At 40.3% G+C, this 19,840-nt stretch carries 12 protein-coding genes; 6 read left to right on the top strand and 6 right to left on the bottom strand.

Features of this window, described 5'->3' with window-relative positions; translation table 11 throughout:
* Positions 1-91 precede the first annotated feature (91 nt).
* Together GY065_RS11325 and basC are read left to right on the top strand one after the other, a co-directional pair.
* A complete protein-coding gene (locus GY065_RS11325; protein WP_174834198.1) occupies positions 92-2,956 on the top strand; it encodes a condensation domain-containing protein in 2,865 nt (954 codons plus the stop codon).
* A 61-nt stretch (positions 2,957-3,017) separates the two neighbouring features.
* Positions 3,018-4,334, top strand: a complete 1,317-nt coding sequence (basC, locus tag GY065_RS11320; RefSeq protein ID WP_174834197.1) for a putative histamine N-monooxygenase — start codon at positions 3,018-3,020, stop codon at positions 4,332-4,334.
* A 55-nt stretch (positions 4,335-4,389) separates the two neighbouring features.
* Here basC and GY065_RS11315 read toward each other — a convergent pair whose 3' ends face one another.
* The 5 genes from GY065_RS11315 to GY065_RS11295 all read right to left on the bottom strand — a co-directional run bounded on the left by GY065_RS11315 (position 4,390) and on the right by GY065_RS11295 (position 10,408).
* Complete coding sequence (locus GY065_RS11315; protein ID WP_174834196.1) at positions 4,390-6,654, bottom strand: TonB-dependent siderophore receptor; 2,265 nt, start codon at positions 6,652-6,654, stop codon at positions 4,390-4,392.
* A gap of 112 nt (positions 6,655-6,766) precedes the next feature.
* A complete protein-coding gene (locus GY065_RS11310) occupies positions 6,767-7,753 on the bottom strand; it encodes a siderophore ABC transporter substrate-binding protein (protein WP_174834195.1) in 987 nt (328 codons plus the stop codon).
* Complete coding sequence (locus GY065_RS11305) at positions 7,750-8,526, bottom strand: ABC transporter ATP-binding protein (RefSeq protein WP_174834194.1); 777 nt, start codon at positions 8,524-8,526, stop codon at positions 7,750-7,752. Before GY065_RS11305 ends, GY065_RS11310 begins: the two co-directional genes overlap by 4 nt.
* Positions 8,523-9,470 (bottom strand): iron chelate uptake ABC transporter family permease subunit, encoded by a 948-nt coding sequence (locus tag GY065_RS11300; protein WP_202984096.1) that lies wholly within the window; start codon positions 9,468-9,470, stop codon positions 8,523-8,525. The genes GY065_RS11305 and GY065_RS11300 overlap by 4 nt, the downstream gene beginning before the upstream one ends.
* Positions 9,467-10,408, bottom strand: coding sequence for an ABC transporter permease (locus tag GY065_RS11295; protein ID WP_100116387.1), 942 nt, complete (start codon positions 10,406-10,408; stop codon positions 9,467-9,469). The genes GY065_RS11300 and GY065_RS11295 overlap by 4 nt, the downstream gene beginning before the upstream one ends.
* Before the next feature lie 430 nt (positions 10,409-10,838).
* On the opposite strand from GY065_RS11295, the gene GY065_RS11290 reads away from it, so the two are divergent.
* Positions 10,839-12,938 carry a condensation domain-containing protein gene (locus GY065_RS11290; RefSeq protein WP_202984095.1) on the top strand — a complete coding sequence of 700 codons (2,100 nt, stop codon included), beginning with the start codon at positions 10,839-10,841 and terminating at the stop codon, positions 12,936-12,938.
* A 63-nt stretch (positions 12,939-13,001) separates the two neighbouring features.
* Here GY065_RS11290 and GY065_RS11285 read toward each other — a convergent pair whose 3' ends face one another.
* Complete coding sequence (locus tag GY065_RS11285; protein ID WP_174834193.1) at positions 13,002-14,879, bottom strand: AMP-binding protein; 1,878 nt, start codon at positions 14,877-14,879, stop codon at positions 13,002-13,004.
* A gap of 2,128 nt (positions 14,880-17,007) precedes the next feature.
* Here GY065_RS11285 and GY065_RS11280 point away from each other — a divergent pair.
* From GY065_RS11280 to GY065_RS11270, 3 genes are all read left to right on the top strand, one after another.
* A complete protein-coding gene (locus GY065_RS11280) occupies positions 17,008-17,910 on the top strand; it encodes a hypothetical protein (RefSeq protein ID WP_174834192.1) in 903 nt (300 codons plus the stop codon).
* Between the two features lie 470 nt (positions 17,911-18,380).
* Positions 18,381-19,220: a hypothetical protein gene (locus GY065_RS11275; protein ID WP_174834191.1), complete on the top strand. Its 840-nt coding sequence runs from the start codon at positions 18,381-18,383 to the stop codon at positions 19,218-19,220.
* A 98-nt stretch (positions 19,221-19,318) separates the two neighbouring features.
* Positions 19,319-19,840: hypothetical protein (locus GY065_RS11270; protein ID WP_174834190.1), on the top strand; the 522-nt coding region annotated here is incomplete at its 3' end.

Below are 19,840 nucleotides of genomic sequence, written 5' to 3'. Positions count from 1 at the left end.
AATAAATTTTAGTTAAATGAAACTAGTAATCATTTTCATTTACCTGTATCATCGTCAAAAATCGTAAATTTGTCAACAGAGTAAAGAAATAATGTGTGAACTTACTTCAATGCAGTCTGCATGCTGGTTTGGGCGTGTACATGACGCCATGCTCGGTGGTGTAGCTGCGCATCTGTATACCGAATTCAATGGCACTCAGCTGGATTTAGACAGGCTCAGGCAGGCAATTGAATGTCTGTACCGGCGGCATGAACTGTTACGTTTGCAACTGAATGCTGAAGGTGAAGTAAGAATCAGAGATACACCACCGCAAAATGTATTGGAAATAGATAATTTTTTACATTTATCTGAGGCGCAGCAGCAACAGAAACTTGAAGACAAACGCCGGCAATGGACACATCAGCAACTCAATCTGGATGAAGGACAGACAGTGCGTTTTTCTGTCAGCCTTCTGGGTAATCAGGTTTTCCGCCTGCATATAGATGCCGATATGATTGCCGTTGACCCTTCCAGCTTCCGGATTCTGATGGAGGATCTGGCTCAGTTTTACGCAGACAGTACCGTCTGTCTGCCTTCACCGCCATCTTTTTATGACTGGCGCAACAGGATTCAGCAGGATCTGTACCAACGCCAGCAGCAACAGCGTGCTCGTCAGTGGTGGCTGTCACGCATGGATACTATCGCACCTGCGCCTGCTTTACCTTTAAAGCAACCAACCCCGGCCGGAGCACAGAGCACACGCTTAAGTGCAATTATCGGTGCAGAGCAGGCATTGCTGTTACGCCAGTTTGCCCGTCAGCAGCGGTTAACCTTTTCTGCTCTGATACTGGGGTTGTTTGCCTATACATTGGGCAAAGTCACCCATGATCGTGCTTTCCGGCTTAATGTGCCGTTTTTCTGGCGGGAGCCGCTTTTGCCTCATATTGACCGAACCATTGGTGATTTTGCCGATCTGGTGCTGTTAAATGTTGATATGACTGAAACGCCTGATCTGGAAACTTTTTGCCGGCGTCTGGCGACTGAATGGCGGCAATGTCTGGATCTCCGGCAATTCAGTGGTGTCAATGTAATGCGGCGTTTGTCACGTCATCATGCTACGCCGCAAATCGCACCGGTAGTATTTACTGCCGCAGTCGATTTACCTGAAAAAAATCTGTTCTCATCCAAAGTACATGAGCATTTTGGCAGTATGGACTGGTGTATTTCACAGGGGCCGCAGGTGGCACTGGATGCACAGTTTGTGCAGCTAAATAATGATTTACTCATTAACTGGGATATTCGTCTGGATGCATTAGCCGATACATGGGTAAACGGACTATTTGAACGTTTTCTGACTCTGCTGAATACATTGATTGCGCAGCCGGAATATTTTTCACGCCCGCTGACTGAATTAAATCAGTATCTGAATATTACCGAGCCTGATGAAAAAGCCACCCCTTTAAACTCTCTGCAAAAATCCTATTTGTCCGGCCGAAGTACTGCTTTTGCGCTTGGCGGTGTGGCGATGCAGGAATTTCGCGAATATACCGGAACACTGGATTTACCCGCATTCAGGCAGCGTCTGGCTGATATGGTACAGCATCATGCCAGCCTAAGAACCTGTATTGATGTCAGGCGTTGTGTACAGTGGGTAAATCCGCAGGTAATTATTAATTTAACTGAAATCAATCTGTGTGGAGAAGAGCCGGCAGCAGCTGCCGAAAAAATTGACAGTTTTCGCCGGCGTTATCAGCAGGAAATATTTGATTTACAGGAATCGCCGTGGGATATCACACTTTTTCAGTTATCCGCACAGCAGTTTATTGTCTTTGCGCGCTTTGATGCGCTGATTCTCGACGGACGGTCTATCGCAGCGCTGATGTGTGAGTTATTTACAGATACGGAGCTGAAAGAGGCGCCACTGCTGTCTGAAAACAGGCAGCAAGCGGATAGTCAGACTTATAACACAGCACTTGCCTACTGGCAGGCACAGTTGCAGCCTGTTAAAAGCATCCCGCAATTACCCTGGAAACAACCTTTAGCGACACTGGAAACTTCACCCTATCAGCGACAAAGTGCCGTATTGCCTGCACAGATATTCGATAAATTATGTCAGTCAGGTTTACGACAGGGACTCTTTAAAAATTCCTTATTGATGGCGTTGATTCTGGCGGTATTAAATCGCTGGCAGCAGACATCCGGCCTGCTGTCGGCAGCGGTACCGGTTTTGCCGCTGTATGAGGGTGAATTCTCCAATCAATCCACTTTTGTTGTGGTCTGCTGGTCATCCGCAACCGGATTTATCGAACAGGCGGCTAAATTACAAAAGAATATGCTGGACGGTTTGCAGCATCTGGCCTTTTCCGGTGTGGACTTGGCAAGATTACTATTTGAGCAGCATGGTGAAGCACCGGTTTTACCAATCGTTATTACTAATGGATTATCGTGGCCGGTGTTACCGGCGGGTAGCGCAGTTCATTATGTTAACGGGTTAACTCAGACACCACAGGTAGCGATAGATATTCGCTTCATGCTCAGTGATGACGGCGCGTTGCTGTTTAATATTGATTTTGCACAGGCTGCCATTGATGCAGAAATCATTCACGATTTTCTCGCCGTTCTGGTCAGCGTCTGTCAGCAACTGGCTAATCAGGGTCTGGAAAATATTGATTCCGTATTAAATCAGACATTATCCGGTATCACAATCAATCCGAATGGGCAGTGTGCTGATGCAGTTATCCGCCAAAGAGAACAATTAGAACATATTTACCGCGATACGCTGAATATCGAACAAACCATAGTTATTGAACATACCCGGCCATTCAGCCAGCTCGGATTACGCCCTACGCATGTAAAAGAAATTACCAGCCGGATAAATCACAGTTTCAGACTGACTCTGAATCCGCGCCAGTTAATCAGCTGCCGCAATATGAAGGAAGTAGAACAACTGATCCGGGCAGAAATGGATTCAGTATAAAAGCATTACATGTTGTAAACATTTAAATATTTAACTATTTATACATAGGGATGGAATAAACATGGATATAAAGCAAACGGATTTGGCAGGTATTGGGATTGGTCCTTTTAATCTGGGGCTGGCGGCATTATTATCAGGTCATTCAGAAGTCAATGCAGTATTTCTGGATAAAACGCCTACTTTTCACTGGCATGCTGGTCTATTATTGCCCGGTACCACATTGCAGGTACCCTTTCTGGCAGATCTGGTTACCATGGCTGATCCGTGTCATCGCTTAAGTTATCTTAATTATCTGTGTCAGCAGGGGCGTCTGTATCAGTTTTATTACTATGACCGTTTTCTGATTCCGCGTCAGGAATATGATGATTATTGCCGCTGGGCAGTACGCCAGTTGCCATCCTGTCATTTCGATGCCTGTGTCAAGGCAGTAAGTTATGATTATCGTCAGGAAAGATTTATTCTCGAAAGTGAATCTGCAGCCGGAGACAGACAGATTTTTTCCAGTAAAGATATTGCTGTCGGCGTGGGTACCCAACCTTACCATCCTGAATGGCTGAAAAACACCAGCCATCCGCTGATACAGCATTCAGCGCAATTTACCTATATGCAGAAACAATTGCAGGAATGTAAACAGGTTACCGTGGTTGGGGCAGGGCAAAGTGCTGCTGAATGTGTGCTGGCTCTTTATCGCGCATTGCAGCCGGAACAAATCCGGGCAGGCGCGTCAATCCGCTGGATTACTCGTTCTGCCGGTTTTCATCCGATGGAGTTTTCCAAACTGGGGCAGGAGTGCTTTACTCCGGTATATATGCGTTATTTCCAGACACTGACACCGCAGAAACGGCGTGAAGTCAGTGCTGGTCAGGGGCAGCTTTATAAAGGGATCAGTTTTGCCACCATTGGCGATATTTATGATTTATTGTACGAACGAACCATTGCCGGTGCACCGGCAGGGCTGACACTGTTTTCTAATTGTGATGTGCAGTCGGTAGAAATACTGCCTTCCGGCGTAATTAATATGACCTGTCTGCATACCCAGCTTAATCAGCAACAAACCATTCAGACAGATGCAATTGTGGCAGCCACCGGCTACCATCATCAGTGGCCGCAATGGTTTGAAGAGCTGAAAGGCAGTGTTCTGCAAACAGATGAGCACAATGACTATCTGGTTAATGAAGACTTTACCGCTGTACGCTGCGATAGCGGTAAAGGGCGGATTTTTATTCAGAATGCCGAAATCGCCAAGCAGGGGGTTGGTTCACCTGATCTGGGTATGGGTGCAACCAGAAATGGTGTGATTATTAATCAGCTTCTGGGCAGGCAATATTACCGGGTACCGGAATACTCGGCCTTTCAGCAATACGGATTACCGCAATAAACTGCCACTTATAAAAAATCGCCCGAAAGGGCGATTTTTTACAGGCCGGAAATTTTTAAAAATCATACGAACCGGATAAAAGGAAAGTTCTCGGTGCACCTAAAGACAGATTGGACAGGCGCGGCATGCCCCAATATGCTTTGTTGGTTACGTTCTTTACTTCTGCGCGCAACGTAAACGGATGGCCAGATACTTTGGCATTGTAGCGGGCGCCAATATCAAATACAGTATGACCGGGTACCGATAAACTGTTTTCCTGATTCAGATATTGTTTGGATACAGCTGTCGCATTGGCAGAAAGAGTAACAATGCCGGCTGCAGCTTTAATATCCCACTCCGCACCCAGCTTACCCTGTAGTTTAGCCACACCCGTAGCGATATTACCTTCATTGGCATGATTTGCCAGTCTGGTCAGCTCCGGTTTAATGTAGCTGGCACCGCCTATCAGACGTACTGTCTCAATCGGCGAGGCTATAAACGTCCATTCAATGCCGCGGTTACGCTGCTGACCGCCGGATGTAAACTCATTGGTTCTCAGATCAGTATAACTATTGGGTTTTTTAATTTCAAATATGCTTAAAGAATTAACCAGATTGCCGTAATCCCATTTTACCCCCAGCTCAGTCTGCTTGGTTTTATACGGTGGAAACACCTTGGGATAGTTCTTTGCTGTAACGGGGGCTGAATCACCTTTGCTTAAACCCTCAATATAATTGCCGTAAAGTGATACATGATCTGTGGCTTTAAACAGAAGAGCCACGCCAGGAGTCAATGCGTGTTTTTTGTATTCAGTTAAAACAGGTTTACCCATCAGACTCAGATTATCACTTTTGACTTCCTGATAGCGCAGGCCTAAAGTCAGCTGCAGTCTGTCCTCCATGAACGACATAATATCGGCCATCCCATAGCTTCTGAGCTGCAGTGAGCTTCTGGAAATTGGCGGAACATTAAAAGGTACAGAACCACACCATACCGGATCATACATATTGGTGGTACAGGTGGCCGATGGAATACTTCTGACGCCGAAATCATGCTGATTATGCTTGTAATAGGTAGTGTTAATTACCCATTGATGATTTACCGGACCAGTATCAAACTGACCTTTCAAACCCACATCTGCTGATTTCTTATCCAGATCAAATGCCAGCTGTGCCATTATGGTCTCAATGGTACCTTTGTCGTCCAGTAAATTGGCTGAAGTAGCACCATTGTATTTATATTTGGTTTTACTGCGCCCGAAAGCTGCATAGGCAGTAATATTGTCTGTAATATCAAACTCACCGCGCATCATGGCTCCGCGGTCTTTATTGCTGACATATGACCAGTCGGGGTTAATCAGTGTTTTCGGATTCGGCGGAGTGGGTACCTTTACATTTTTACCCAGATTAATACCGCGAACTACTCCGTCCACTTTGTCATTGGCCATATAGATATCGGCAGAAACCCGTGCACGGTCGCCGCGCCAGTCCAACCCGACTGAACCGAGCTGGGTTTTCAAGTCCTGTTTTCTTACAGGGCCGGAGCCATCCTGATAAACCCCGTTAACCCGGATCCCGAACTGTTTGTTCTGTCCGAACCGGCGGCTGGCATCAATGGTGCCGCCCCATTGTGAATTAGACATATAGGTAGGCGTTATCCGCAGCAATGGTTCATTACCTGCGCGCTTGGATACCAGATTAACCGTGCCGGCAACAGAACCGGCAGGCGGCATACCGTTTAACAGTGCGGATGGTCCTTTCAATACCTCAATGCGTGAAAACATTGCCGGCGGTGTGCGGTAATAGGGGGCAATACCAAATAAACCGTTCATCGACATATCGTTAGTGTCAGACTGAAAGCCGCGGATATAGTAATTTTCACTCCAGCCGCCGATAGCACCATTGGTAAATACTGAAGGGTCGGTAGCGGCAATGACATCAGTGACATTTCTTGCCTGAGAATCCTCAACGAACTTATTGGTATAACTAACGGTATTAAATGGTGTTTCCATTGCAGTTTTATTACCAAGAAAACCAATACGGCTGTTTTTGGCCACAGAACCGCCCGGATAAGTAGTATTTCTGCCTCCTTCTACCACTACATCAGCCAGTGCAGCCTCACCAGTAGATTGTGTATTCTCGGTTGCTGCTTTTTTCACCGCAGGTTTGGCTTTATCATCAGTCGGTTTCGCATATATAACCGGAGTGTAAAGCAGCATGGCGCTGGCAATACTCAATATCAGCGATTTGGGTGAGGAAGTCACCGGATGCAGAAAATTTTTGCTTCGGTGTCTGACCGCAGGCAAAGTCTCTTGCCTGCGGTGATGTGCGTGTTTACCCATAGATTTCTCCTTGTTAACTAAACTCACGCAATACATTTAACGGATGGATTTATTGGTAGGGTCTGGTTTTCTTATTTATACAGCTTATTATTCTGCTGTAATTGAAACAAAGTTATTGATAGCCTTTCATCACATCCTGCATAAGCAGTCGCATCGAAGTAGGGCTGGCTCCGGTGGTATACCATGCATCGGCATCCACAAAGACTACCCGGTTGTTTTTCCATGCTTTGGTAGCGCGTAATAACGGATTAGTTACCTGTGCAGCGCTAATCACCGGCTGATGCTCCATAACTGAGGTACGGTCAATAATGTACAGAATGTCCGGATCAGCCCGTTTGATAAATTCACTGGAAATCGGCTGTCCATGCAGGCTGGTGCTGAGATCATTACTGGCCGGTTTGACACCCAGATCACTGAAAACGAAGCCGTAGCGTGAATCCACCCCATAATTACTGAAAGAGCCATTGTTATAGAGTACTACCAGCGCTTTTTCCGGCCGGTCTTTAGTCACAGCACGAACTTTACTGACTTCCGTATCCAGCTCAGCAACCTTGGTGCGGGCTACATCTTCACGGTTAAAAATCTTACCCAGAGTCAGCAGATGATTTTTAATGGTATCCAGATGTCCGTGTTCGCTGTTATTGAAGTTGATTTCATAATAGAGCGTAGGTGCAATCTGTGTCAGTTCCTGATAATGGTCTTTCTGAATCGGAGTCATTAAAATCAAATCAGGTTTCAGAGTATGGATACGTTCCATATTCGGCTGCACAATGCCGCCTAAATCGGCAATATCATCATGATTCTGTTTGTATTTATCCAGAAAATGCGGAATAAAATCCTTGGGCATTCCGGCAACAGGCACATTTAACTGATCTAGAAAGTCCACTTCATTCATATCCATTGCGGCTACACGCTGCGGAGTGTGATCAATTGTAGTCGTACCAAGCTGATGCTTGATAATAAGCGGCTCACTACGCTTCTGTACCGCAGGCGAAGACGCAGAAGCCGGCTTTTTATCACAGCCGGATATGGTCACCATTGTTGCTACTGCAATCAGCCCCAGCAGACTGACAGCACATTTTTTGAGTTTCCCGTTCATATTTTACCTTTCGACTTTTGAAAATACTGACAGACATAACCATGTTTATTGTGACTAATTTCAAAATCCAGCTCATACAGTTCACTCAGGCGTTCTTCAGTAATGACTTCCTGAGCAGGACCGCTGAAACTTAACTGTCCCTGTTTTAATGCGACAATATAATCTGAATAATTTGCAGTAAAATTAATATCATGCACCACCATAATGACAGTTTTCCGCTGCTCTTCACTCAGACGCCGGACTGCTGCCATAATTTGTACTGCATGATTCATATCCAGATTGTTTAAAGGTTCATCCAGCAGCAAAATCTTGGTTTCCTGAGCAATAGTCATCGCCAGAAAAGCCATTTGCCGCAGCCCGCCGCTCAATTCATCTATATACGCATCACGCAGGGCACTGAGCCCCAGAAAATCGATTGCCTCGTCCATAACCTGATGGTCTCTGGCTGAGAGCACCCCGTGCCCGTAAGGAAAACGGCCGAACGACACCAGCTCCTTAACCGTCAGCCGCAAACCGAAATAAGGAGATTGCCGTAGTGTCGCGACCAGACGGGCATAATCAGCAATGCGGATGCCGGCAATATCCTGCTTATCAAACAGAATATTGCCTTTAGTCGGCGAAAGCAGCCGTGCCAGAATCATCAGCAGAGTGGATTTCCCTGCACCATTGGGGCCAATCAATGCAATCACCTGTTGCATCGGCAGCTCCAGATTAATATTGTTCAGCACCGGCCGATGACCATATACTTTGGAAATATTCTGAATAGAAATCATGCCATTCCTCGATGACGGACAATAAGCAGCAGAAAATACACCCCGCAAATCAGATTAATTAAGATACTGACTGTCGTTTTATAATTAAACACATGTTCCACCAGAATCTGAGCAATCAGAAACACCGCAATAGCTACCGCACTGGCAAATAACAGAATCCGTTTATGCTGATAATGGCCGGCGAAGGCATAAGCCATATTGGCAATAAATACCCCCATAAAGGCGGTCGGACCAACCAGACTGGTCGAAACAGCGACCAGTACAGCAATCAGACCGAATCCCCAGCGCACATAACGGGCATAATCGACACCAAGCGAAACAGACTGTTCCTCTCCCAGAGCCATCACATCCAGAGTAGTCAGATACGGATATCCCACCAGTCCTACAGCCAGCATGGCGACAAAAGCATATAAAAGCGTCTGCGTTTCGGAATGATTAAAAGATGCATAATTAATTCCCTGAAAAACAGAAAATTCGCCCGGGCTGATTTTGAGCACAATAAACTGTGTTAATGTGGTGATAACCATGGTCAGCACCATACCGAATAAAAGCAATAACCACAGACTGTGGCGTGCACGCGGTAGCAGATAATGATGAATAAGCCACGAATAAAACAGCATTAATCCGACTGAAGCAAAAAAATTCCCGTTCAGACCCAGCAGCCCCAGACTGCTTTGCCCCAGAAAGAACAGCAGCAAGATCTGCCAGAACAGATATACTGCCTCATAACCCATAATTGCTGGAGTCAGAATCCGGTTAGTTACCAGCGTCTGAAAAACCACAGACGAAACCGCAATACAAATACCTGCCAGCAAAATAGTAGCCAGACGCAGTAATCGCTTGGGCAGCACATATTCAAAATCAAGACCGGAATCAAACAGCATAAAAAATACTGCCAGTCCGGCAATACAGGCGCAAAGCAGCCAGAATTTGCGATTCATCATCGTAGCCCCCGTAAAATCAGCAGCAAAAAGACAATGCCGCCAACCGCACCGGCAGTAAGGCCAATAGGTATTTCAAAGGGGTAGATCAGCAAACGACCAGTAATATCACATCCCAGCAGCAGGCATGCCCCGCCCAGCGCAACAACGGGTAAAGTTTTGGCTAAATGTTCACCATATTTAATCGCCACCAGATTCGGAATCACCAGACCGATAAAAGGAATAGAACCAACCGTAATCACCGTAGCCGCAACAGTAACTGATACCAGCATCAATCCAATAGCCACAGTTGTTTTATAGCTTACGCCCAGACTGGCAGCCATCTGCTGCCCCATACCCACTACAGTAAACCGGTTGGCAAATACATAACTCAGAATAATTACCGGCACAAGCACATACAGCAATTCATAATGCCCCTGCACCACACGGGAAAAATCTCCCAGCAGCCAGCCCTGAACATTTTGTAAAAGATTATTTTTATAGGCATAAAACTCAGCTGCAGCACTTAAAACACAGCCATACATCAGCCCGATTACCGGAATCAGCACAATCTGCTGATAGCGGATTCTGGCAATAATCCAGATGTAAATCAGTCCGGCAACAAAGCAGAACAGCAGAGCTGCCAGCATCTTACTCAGCACACCGGCAGAGGGAAGCAGTACCAGCGAAACCAGAATACCGAGTTTGGCTGCATCCAGCCCGCCGGCTGTTTCCGGCTCCACAAATTTATTGCGGACAATATGTTGCAGAATCACACCACCGATAGAAAGCCCCATACCTGTGAGCACAATCGCAATCAGACGGGGAAAGCGGCTGGCTTTGACAGTTAACCAGTCAGCATCAGAACCGGACAGCAGACCTGTCCATGAAACCGGATCAGTGCCTACCAGCAAAGACACAATACATAAAACAATAAATACACTGATCAGAATACGGTACATCAGTGATATATCCTGCTACAGCGATGACTGATTACAGCCGTGGTTACAAAGTCATCACCATATAAAACCGTAAGCCGGTAAGCTAAATTTTGCTCCGGCATCGGCTGATACAGACTCAGCATTGATTCTCCTCAGGAAGTGCTTTTTATGTCGATCCGCAGCTTATGCTGCTGTTTTACAGCATAAATCAAAATATTAAATAAAATTAAAAACAATTAAAGTTGATGAAAATGAAAATCAATTGTATTATGCTTTTAAATGTATTGTAAAGTATTATTAATAAAAATAAAAATTCTGACTCTGATAAACAGAGCAGGCAGACAGCACAAATCTCTTCCGATGTTAATTTAAGTTAACTGGTTAAATAATTATGACCAGAATGAGTACAGACAGTCATGAATAACTGATACGGCAAGAGAGGATTAATAATATGTTAACAGTAAATACAGATTCTGCTCCTTCTATCGCAAATGAGCACGAAGAATTTATCTGGATGCAACAATTGCAGGAACCGGAGCAGGTGAAATATCAACTGGCAGTGTGGCAGGTAAACCCATATCCGGATTTAACCATACTGCATAAAAGCATTGAGCATTTACTGGAAATCCATTTAGACTTAAATGTTCGCTATCAATTTACCGATGACGGAGATTTATATAAATATCCCGATACTGATTTCTCAGCTTGTATCCAAACAGAGAAAATACAGGAAAAACAGCTTATTACCCTTCTGGCGCAACTAATGCAGCAGTCATGGCAGCCGGAAACAACACCCCCCTTTCTGGTTACAGTAATCAGCACAGAAAACAAAGTTTTTCTGGCTTTGCGTTTACATCCGATACTGGCTCAGCAATTTACTCTGGATGATTTAATTCAGGAAATTCAAACTGCTTACACCAGCAATACCGGAGCACCGCATCAGCTCGAATTATTGTCTTTAGATTTAACTGTACTGAATATACCGGCAACACCGGCTCAGCCTGCAAATACAGAATCGCTGCCAGACATCATACTGGCAGAATTCAGAAATACACTGGCAGAGCCCGATATGACTGCCGACGATGATTTTTTTGATTTTGGCGGACATTCACTACTGGCAACACGGGTGATTGGTAATTTACAAAAAAATCATGGTATTAAATTGAATTTTAATGATTTTTTTAAATCGCCTACGGCAGGCGCACTGGCAAAAATTGCCCGCCAGCAGCAGCCGGCAGTATCCGCAGCCGAAGTACAGCCGGATCAGAGTGCGCCATTAACACTGGCACAGGATTTTCTATGGCAGGCATACAGTGCTTTTGATTTCAGCCCTATTTACAATTTACCGTTTGCCATCGAATTTCAGCAGCCGGTCAATGAAGAAATCCTGCATCAGGCATTTAATGATTTAATAATACGCCATATCGGCTTGCGTACCCTGTTTAAAACCGATAAACAGCAAACCAGACAATATACAGTTCCCGTAGCCGAACTTAACCAATATAAATGGTTCTGGCCGGTCAGCGACAGCCATGGAGTAACACTGTCCAGTGAAGCGGCGTATAAATTTGATCTTACTCGTGAGCTCCCTCTCAGAATCCGGCTGTTAACAGCAGATAACGGCAACACAGTTTTATCGTTTCTGGTACATCACATGGTAATAGATGAATGGTCTTTAAATACCATCATGACTGATCTGAGCCATGCTTATGCCGCACGGCTGCAAGGACAGGCACCGGTATGGGCAAATACCGTACCCGCTATTCATGAATTTGCACGCAGACAGCAGCAAAACGGTATTAACCGTCAGCATCTTGACTACTGGCGCAGCCGCTTACAAGGAGCAAAAAAAGGCTTAACCCTGAACACAGATACCATCACCTTGCCGGAAAATACTACTCCGCAGGTGAAATGGCTGGAAATCAGATTTGATTCTGCTTTTCATCAGCATATTTCCGCATTTGCCAAACTTCATCATGCTTCAATATTCAGCGTGTTTTATACAGCTATTGCCACCATACTGCAAAAAGAGGGTAATTTAGACGAAATCGTCATCGGCACCTCAGCATCCGGCCGTACTGATCCCAATTATTTTGATACCGTTGGCTACTTCACAACTATGGTTGCCCATCGTACCCGTTTTACCCCACAGCAATCATTTACCGCATTGCTGGCAGACACCAGTGCACAAATCAACGAATCCATGGATTATGCTGATATTCCGATTAACTATATTCAGCAAGCTTTAGGTATTCCTGATAACGAAGGATTAATGTTTGATGTTTATATACACATTCATTCAAACAATGCCTTAAATGGTCAGCTAAGCACAGCCCGGGGTGCCATACCTTACCGGCAGATATTACCGGAGCGCAATGAATCCATGTTTGGGCTGCACTTTGAAATTATGGAAAATCAGATTAACAATCAGTACAGTCTGAGCATGATTATTACCTATCAGGCACATCGTTATCCGACTGTACTGGTCGAGAGAATAGCCACCGAAGTGCAACAACTGTTAAATGATCTGGCTAAACAGGCATCGGCATAAAGATTCAGATAAACAAAGTACTTAAATTTTTTAAGTACTTTGTTTAATGATTTCCGGCAGATATTATTCAGGCATTCTCCTGTTTATCTCATTCACCACATCCTGTATTGTTTTACAGCGTAGCAAAACAGCCGTATCCAGCCGAATACCAAACTGTTGCGTAAACTTGTCTGAGAGCATAACTAACTGTTTCAGACGCATACCAGTATTCAGAATTTCAGTTCGGGCAGAAATATTTACAGCATTTTCTGCTGTCTGGGGCAGGCATTCACGAAAAATAGCCAGAATATCATCAGTTACAGCCAGTTCTTGTGTCGCTGTTACTTTGGTCTGTGGCGGCGTAGCCTGATACAGGCGTTCCTGTGCCATCTGCTGTATCAGCTTACGGTCTACTTTAACATTACGGGTTAGCGGAATTTCTTCAATCATCAGCCATCTGGTCGGAATATGTGATTTCGGTAAATCAGCCATCAAGTACGTTTTCAAAGCATTAATATCCGCATCGGACTGATTAGCCGGCAACGTATACACCGCCACCAATTCATGCATTTGTGTTACCGGGTGAGTACAGCACACCACCAGACTGTCCTGAAAATAGCCGGATTTAGCCAGCGCAGCTTCAACCTCGGCCGCAGAAATCCTCACACCTTTTATTTTCAGATAACCTTCAGTACGTCCCGCAAAAATAATATTGCCATCATCTCGCATATACCCCAAATCACTCATGCGAAAAGCAATTTTTTCTTCATCACATCCCAAAGACACAAAATCCCCGGTTTGCAACTGACCATTGAGCAAATAACCGTTAGACAGATTCACGCCCGACATATACATTCGCCCCACCTCACCAATAGCACATGGTTGTAACTGCTCATCCAGAATATAATATCGGTTATGTGCCAGTGCTTTACCATAAGGAATCACATCAATATCTTCAGCAGTGATTTCATGCCATATACTCCAGATAGTTGTTTCCGTCGGACCTCCTAACGAGAACAATCGCGCCTGTGGCAGTTGCCGGCGCAAAAACTGAATCAGACCTGGCTTAATATAATCACCACCTTGTGCAATTAGGCGTAAAGACTGCAATTGTTCTTTACTGGCAACGCTGCACAGCATATCCACAATAGCCGGAACACTTACCCAGATACTAATATTATGAGCTGTCAGTAATTCCGCCCATGACATTGCATCCTTAGCCTGTGCCGCAGTAGGAATAACCAGAGAAGCACCAAGAGCCATTGCCCCAAAAACATCAAAAACCGACATATCATGATGAAAGGGCGTTACTGCCATCAATACATCATCCTGATCAGCCTGCCACCGGCTGATGGTTTGTCCGAGTACATTGGCAGTAGCCAGATTATTCAGTACCACACATTTCGGCGTTCCCGTACTGCCGGAAGTATATAAATAATAGGCTGCTTCAGTATTCAGCTGATAGCAGCATTCCGGATGATTGAAACCCTGTGCAGTCAGGGCATCATCAATAAGTACATATTGCCGGCCGGTTACCGGCGTTTTGCTAATCACCAGATCCGTCAGACTATTAGACAGTAAATAATCTCGTCTGGCTTCTGGTGCATCCATATCAACCGGTAACCAGATAATACCCGTCAGAGCACAGGCCAGAACCGCATAAACATGCTCAGCACTTTTAGGCAGACAAATTGCCACTACCGCACCGGCACGTAATTTTTTTTGTTGCAGTGCAGCCATTACCTGAGCCACATTTTTACCCAGCTGAACGTAACTGATTGCTTTACCATCATAGAACAAAGCAGTTTTATCTGGCGGATAATCAAACAGATTATGCCGGATAGAATCAAGAAAGCAGAATGCATCTGCCACTATCTCATCGTATTTCCCGCGATACTGAAAACTATCCCGATTAGATTCAAAGTTATCCTGTTGCTGTAATTCAGAGCTGTCAGATTGCATATAAACTTTCTCCCGTTTATTGTTGTCGGCTGCTACTCAAATAAGTAATGACAAAAATAGAATTTCAAATAAATTACCGCACCGCAGAACATTTTATACAGAGTTAACCTTTTTTAAAAGATAATAATAATTATTTTCATTTATAAGAAAAATTATAATTTCAATTGTTTATTCAGATTATCGATAGTAACTTTCGGGCAAATAATCATTCATCTAACTCAGTAGCGCAGCAATTGAACCGGGCACAGCCGGTAATGTTTATATAAAAAGTAATGCCATACAAAAAATAGCACCGGCAGGCAAACATTCATCGATTAAATTAAATCATAATATGAAAAATTTATTAATTAAATTGAATGACAAAATCTGGCGCAGGTATAATGACTTATCGTATTTTTCATAATAGAAAATCGAAAAACATACCTAAAATTATATAAAGGGTTATAAGAAGAAATATAAATATGTTTATCATAATGCAAAGGATGATAGACATAGAATTTGTAATTATGATTAGTATACTATTGATGCTGAACTGATTAAAATGCCCGATTCTTTAGATAATCAATTTGACGATTTCAGTATTAATATAGCCTTAGTAGCTCCAAATGTCATACTAATTCAGAGTTATTTACTGCAATGTTAGACAGTATTGTATTTTATAATAAAAGTATTATTACTACAGCAAGTGTATTTTAATGATTGGTTAGTTATTTCCCAAGTATTTTACATATTAATGCTATAAGTATTGTTTTTTATTTATATTTTATATAGAAAGAAGGGAGAAGACATAATAAATGCTGGGAAAAAAGTACCTCACTACTATTCACCTAATTCTCAGCAATATAAAGGTGGCCTGGCTTTTTTAAAGTAATGCAATTGTTTTATGAGAAAATTCGAATTGGTAGTAATGTGCCTTTTGCTGAATTTTGACATTTAAAGAGAATCATCAATGGTGGCGAATTACATGATCATCATTTACATGCAGATTTTTCACTCACCAAAATTAAAGAGAAAAGAAAAATAATTTATGATAAAAAAATTACTTATAATATTGTGTTGTTTTTTCGCCTTTAATGCTAATGCAGAAATAAAAAATAACAGTATAAAATCAAAGTTAATTCTCGAGTCCGGAAATTACAAAGGTGATGAAATTATAAGTAAAAAAGAGATCGCTAAAAAAATAGATTTATCTTGCACTGTTGCTCATCCATATGGAGGAATTGAGAAAGAAAACAATGTATATTTTCTAAGATAACTTTTGATTATGAAAACATAGTAGATAAGATAAAATTAAATGAGAAAATATATTTAATACCTATAAACGGTATTAATTTATTTTTAAAAAAGACAAAAGAACCAAATTATTCAGAAAATTTATTAGATGATGAAGTTAAAATATATACGGAAATAAATAATTGACCAGTTAATCATTTACTCTAATAAGTATCATAGTGAAAGTTATTATGTAAAATCACAATATTATTTCATTGATAATTATATCTATGTATTAATTTATGGTCAATTAGAAGAAGGAAAAACACTAAATTTTGGGGGGAAATATTCAGTAGAAAATAATGGGAAATTTAAATTACAAGAGTCCATTAAATGTCATTATCTTTTTAAAGAAAGCAAAGAGATGAATGTGTGTAAATAAGTTTAATTATCAGAATATACATAATTTATTCTTGCCCTGAAGAAATATCATGAAATTAGAAAAAAATTTTTTAAACATTATTACAGTGTTAGTTCTTTTAAAAAGTATATGTCTATGCAAATGAGTTACCTGAAATATAAGACTTTTATAAAGTTTCAGAAAAAACAGCTTTACATACTTCGTTATGTGAAAAAGGGTTAAAATGCTAATGTCAGCAATTTTGCAGAAAGATATTTATCGTGTTCTTCCTGATTATAAAAATTTAGATGTATTAAAAATTTAAATATTAAAGAGAAAAAGTTACAATTTATACAAAGGTAACTTATTCAAAATAAGAAAAGGATTAAGGATTATAAAATGAAATATTCCCATTACCTGGTATCACTTTGTTTACTATTTAGCACCTACTGTTACAGTCAGCACTATCAAATAGAAGACAAGTATCGTGGTGATCCATTGTTTAAAACAATCGACATGAATAAACTAGAAAATGGCTGTATCTATTATTCGACAAATCATTGGCAATTGAGTGAATCAAAACAACAAAAAATAGATAAGCTATGTCTTGTTGATAAAAATAATTTGAAATTTGATTTAAAAGAGTTATATAAATTAATTTATAAGGAACCAGTAATTATCTATAACGGACAAAATTTTCAACTGACATTAAGTATGTCAGGAAATTATAATATCGAATCTGATAGTACTATTTATGAAGGCGATATATTCCTATCGATAGTTAAAGATAATATTGTAAAAGATAAAATTTATTTGGCTAATAATTATATTAATCTTTCTGATTTTGCAGCTGCGTACCAGCATTATTTTATATCCCCAGAGGGAGAGGTATATACATTATATTTGATAGAGGATGAAGAAGGTATTTCTCCAATGTTTTGGAAACACTATAAAATTGATAATCAAAAAATGAAGTTTGTACTTCAAGATATGTTAGTCAATGTTACGGATGGGGTACAATATCAAATTATTTATCCAAATCAATTTAATGTTATTTCGAATAAACCGGCCACAAAACCCAATCCGAAAGCACTAAAATCATGCGAAAATGAGTATGATAAAGAAGAATATCATAGATGCTATTTAGATGTTTATGACTATTACGACAATAGATTAAAACAAAAAATCAACTTACTGAATAAAAAAAATAATACGATAAATAAATCTTATTCTACCTTACAGCAAAAAATGGCTTCAGACTGCTTGGAATTCCCTCCTCCAGTTTCTGGTGATAGGAATGAGACAGATCCTTATTTATCTAAAGTTATGTTTTGTTTAATCCAAAATTATAAACAAGGAATAACTGATATTGAAAAAGCACTTATTCAGTCAAGTAACAAAACATTTTCACAAAAATGACTCAACAATCTATTGTTGATACTCCTTTAAGTGATAAAGAGGAAAAACTCAATGATATTTATAATAATTAGAAATGCGTAGATACGCAACAGAAAGGAATAAAATCTGTTAATGCGAGCTATTATCAAAACACGTTAATTTTTAAAGTGTTTAATGCAATAAGTTTTAATCGAGCATATAATTTTAGGGAGAAAATTGGAGTAGGTGAACATCGCTCAGTAACTTATGAAGATGAGGTAGTTGATGTTGAGTAAAAATGGAAAGGAAAAAATAAATCAGAAGTAATATAATACTTTGAAGGCGGAGTAAGGTATTACATTTTTAAACACAAAAAATGGGACAAAATTGACAACTATTGATTCTGCTGATTAATAAATAGATCCTATCCGAGTCGTGAGCCCAACTGAATTAGACATCTTATGATGTAAATCATATTATTTATATAATGACCTTCTTAAGAAAAATTTAGTATGAAAAAAACTATTTTAAAAATTTCACTAATCATTTTATTATCTGTGAGTACTAATTACGCATATAGCCTTAATACTAGTTATTATAGGTTAATAGAAGACAAATTAACAAAACAAACAACTGAAAAAGAACATATAGAAGAAGTTTTCAGTAATTCAGATTTAATAATTAGTGAAGATGAAACAATCTATTTTTCAGGATGTGATTTCAAACATTCAGAAGAAAATAAACAAGAGATCAATAATCGATTAAATAAAAGTGATTTTTTTAGGAACTATAAAAATGAATTAAAAAAATATCATTTGACAACAAATAGCTTTAGTAAACTTTATTATAGAAATAATAATGACACATTAGAAAATAATAGTGATTCATCAGACCAATGTAACGAATACAGTAATATTTACAGTAATATTAATATTATTCTGCTTGATAATAATGAATTGATGATACCTTATAAAAATCAACTGTTTTTCTTTCATCGTTTATCTAATGAAGATGAAAAAAAACTCAATGATTTATATAACAATGAGAAATGCCTAGACATGCAAGAGAAAGAAGGAATGGTATTTATTGATGTTTGCTATTATCAACACATGTCAATTTTAGATGTGTATGATGCAATGAGTACAAATCCAGCATATATTTTTAGGGAGAAAATTGGAATAGGTGAAAATCGTTCAGTAACTTATGAAGATAAGGTAGTTGATGTTGAGTATAAATGGAAAGGAAAAAATAAATTAGAAATAATACAGCGTTTTGCAGGTGGAGAAACGTCTTACATTTTTAAACACAAAAAAAATGGGACAAAATTGACAACTATTCATTCTCCTGATTAATAAATAGATCATATCCGAGTCGTGAGCCCAACCGAATTAGACATCTTATGATGTAAATCATATTATTTATATAATGACCTTCTTAAGAAAAATTTAGTATGAAAAAAACTATTTTAAAAATTTCACTAATCATTTTATTATCTGTGAGTACTAATTATGCATATAGCCTTAATACTAGTTATTATAGGTTAATAGAAGACAAATTAACAAAACAAACAACTGAAAAAGAACATATAGAAGAAGTTTTCAGTAATTCAGATTTAATAATTAGTGAAGATGAAACAATCTATTTTTCAGGATGTGATTTCAAACATTCAGAAGAAAATAAACAAGAGATCAATAATCGATTAAATAAAAGTGATTTTTTTAGGAACTATAAAAATGAATTAAAAAAATATCATTTGACAACAAATAGCTTTAGTAAACTTTATTATAGAAATAATAATGACACATTAGAAAATAATAGTGATTCATCAGACCAATGTAACGAATACAGTAATATTTACAGTAATATTAATATTATTCTGCTTGATAATAATGAATTGATGATACCTTATAAAAATCAACTGTTTTTCTTTCATCGTTTATCTAATGAAGATGAAAAAAAACTCAATGATTTA

It is taken from the genome of Snodgrassella sp. ESL0323 (genome assembly GCF_013346865.1).
Taxonomy (GTDB): domain Bacteria; phylum Pseudomonadota; class Gammaproteobacteria; order Burkholderiales; family Neisseriaceae; genus Snodgrassella; species Snodgrassella alvi.
Note: the sequence above shows the minus strand (reverse complement) of the source record. Positions and strands in the feature narration are given on the sequence as shown.

Excerpts from the sequence above, each read along its gene's own strand:
- GY065_RS11295 (WP_100116387.1), bottom strand. The coding sequence starts at position 10,408 with ATGTACCGTATTCTGATCAGTGTATTTATTGTTTTATGTATTGTGTCT.
- GY065_RS11300 (WP_202984096.1), bottom strand. The coding sequence starts at position 9,470 with ATGATGAATCGCAAATTCTGGCTGCTTTGCGCCTGTATTGCCGGACTG.
- GY065_RS11310 (WP_174834195.1), bottom strand. The coding sequence starts at position 7,753 with ATGAACGGGAAACTCAAAAAATGTGCTGTCAGTCTGCTGGGGCTGATT.
- basC (WP_174834197.1), top strand. The coding sequence starts at position 3,018 with ATGGATATAAAGCAAACGGATTTGGCAGGTATTGGGATTGGTCCTTTT.
- GY065_RS11325 (WP_174834198.1), top strand. The coding sequence starts at position 92 with ATGTGTGAACTTACTTCAATGCAGTCTGCATGCTGGTTTGGGCGTGTA.
- GY065_RS11280 (WP_174834192.1), top strand. The coding sequence starts at position 17,008 with ATGAATAAACTAGAAAATGGCTGTATCTATTATTCGACAAATCATTGG.
- GY065_RS11315 (WP_174834196.1), bottom strand. The coding sequence starts at position 6,654 with ATGGGTAAACACGCACATCACCGCAGGCAAGAGACTTTGCCTGCGGTC.
- GY065_RS11285 (WP_174834193.1), bottom strand. The coding sequence starts at position 14,879 with ATGCAATCTGACAGCTCTGAATTACAGCAACAGGATAACTTTGAATCT.
- GY065_RS11305 (WP_174834194.1), bottom strand. The coding sequence starts at position 8,526 with ATGATTTCTATTCAGAATATTTCCAAAGTATATGGTCATCGGCCGGTG.
- GY065_RS11290 (WP_202984095.1), top strand. The coding sequence starts at position 10,839 with ATGTTAACAGTAAATACAGATTCTGCTCCTTCTATCGCAAATGAGCAC.
- GY065_RS11275 (WP_174834191.1), top strand. The coding sequence starts at position 18,381 with ATGAAAAAAACTATTTTAAAAATTTCACTAATCATTTTATTATCTGTG.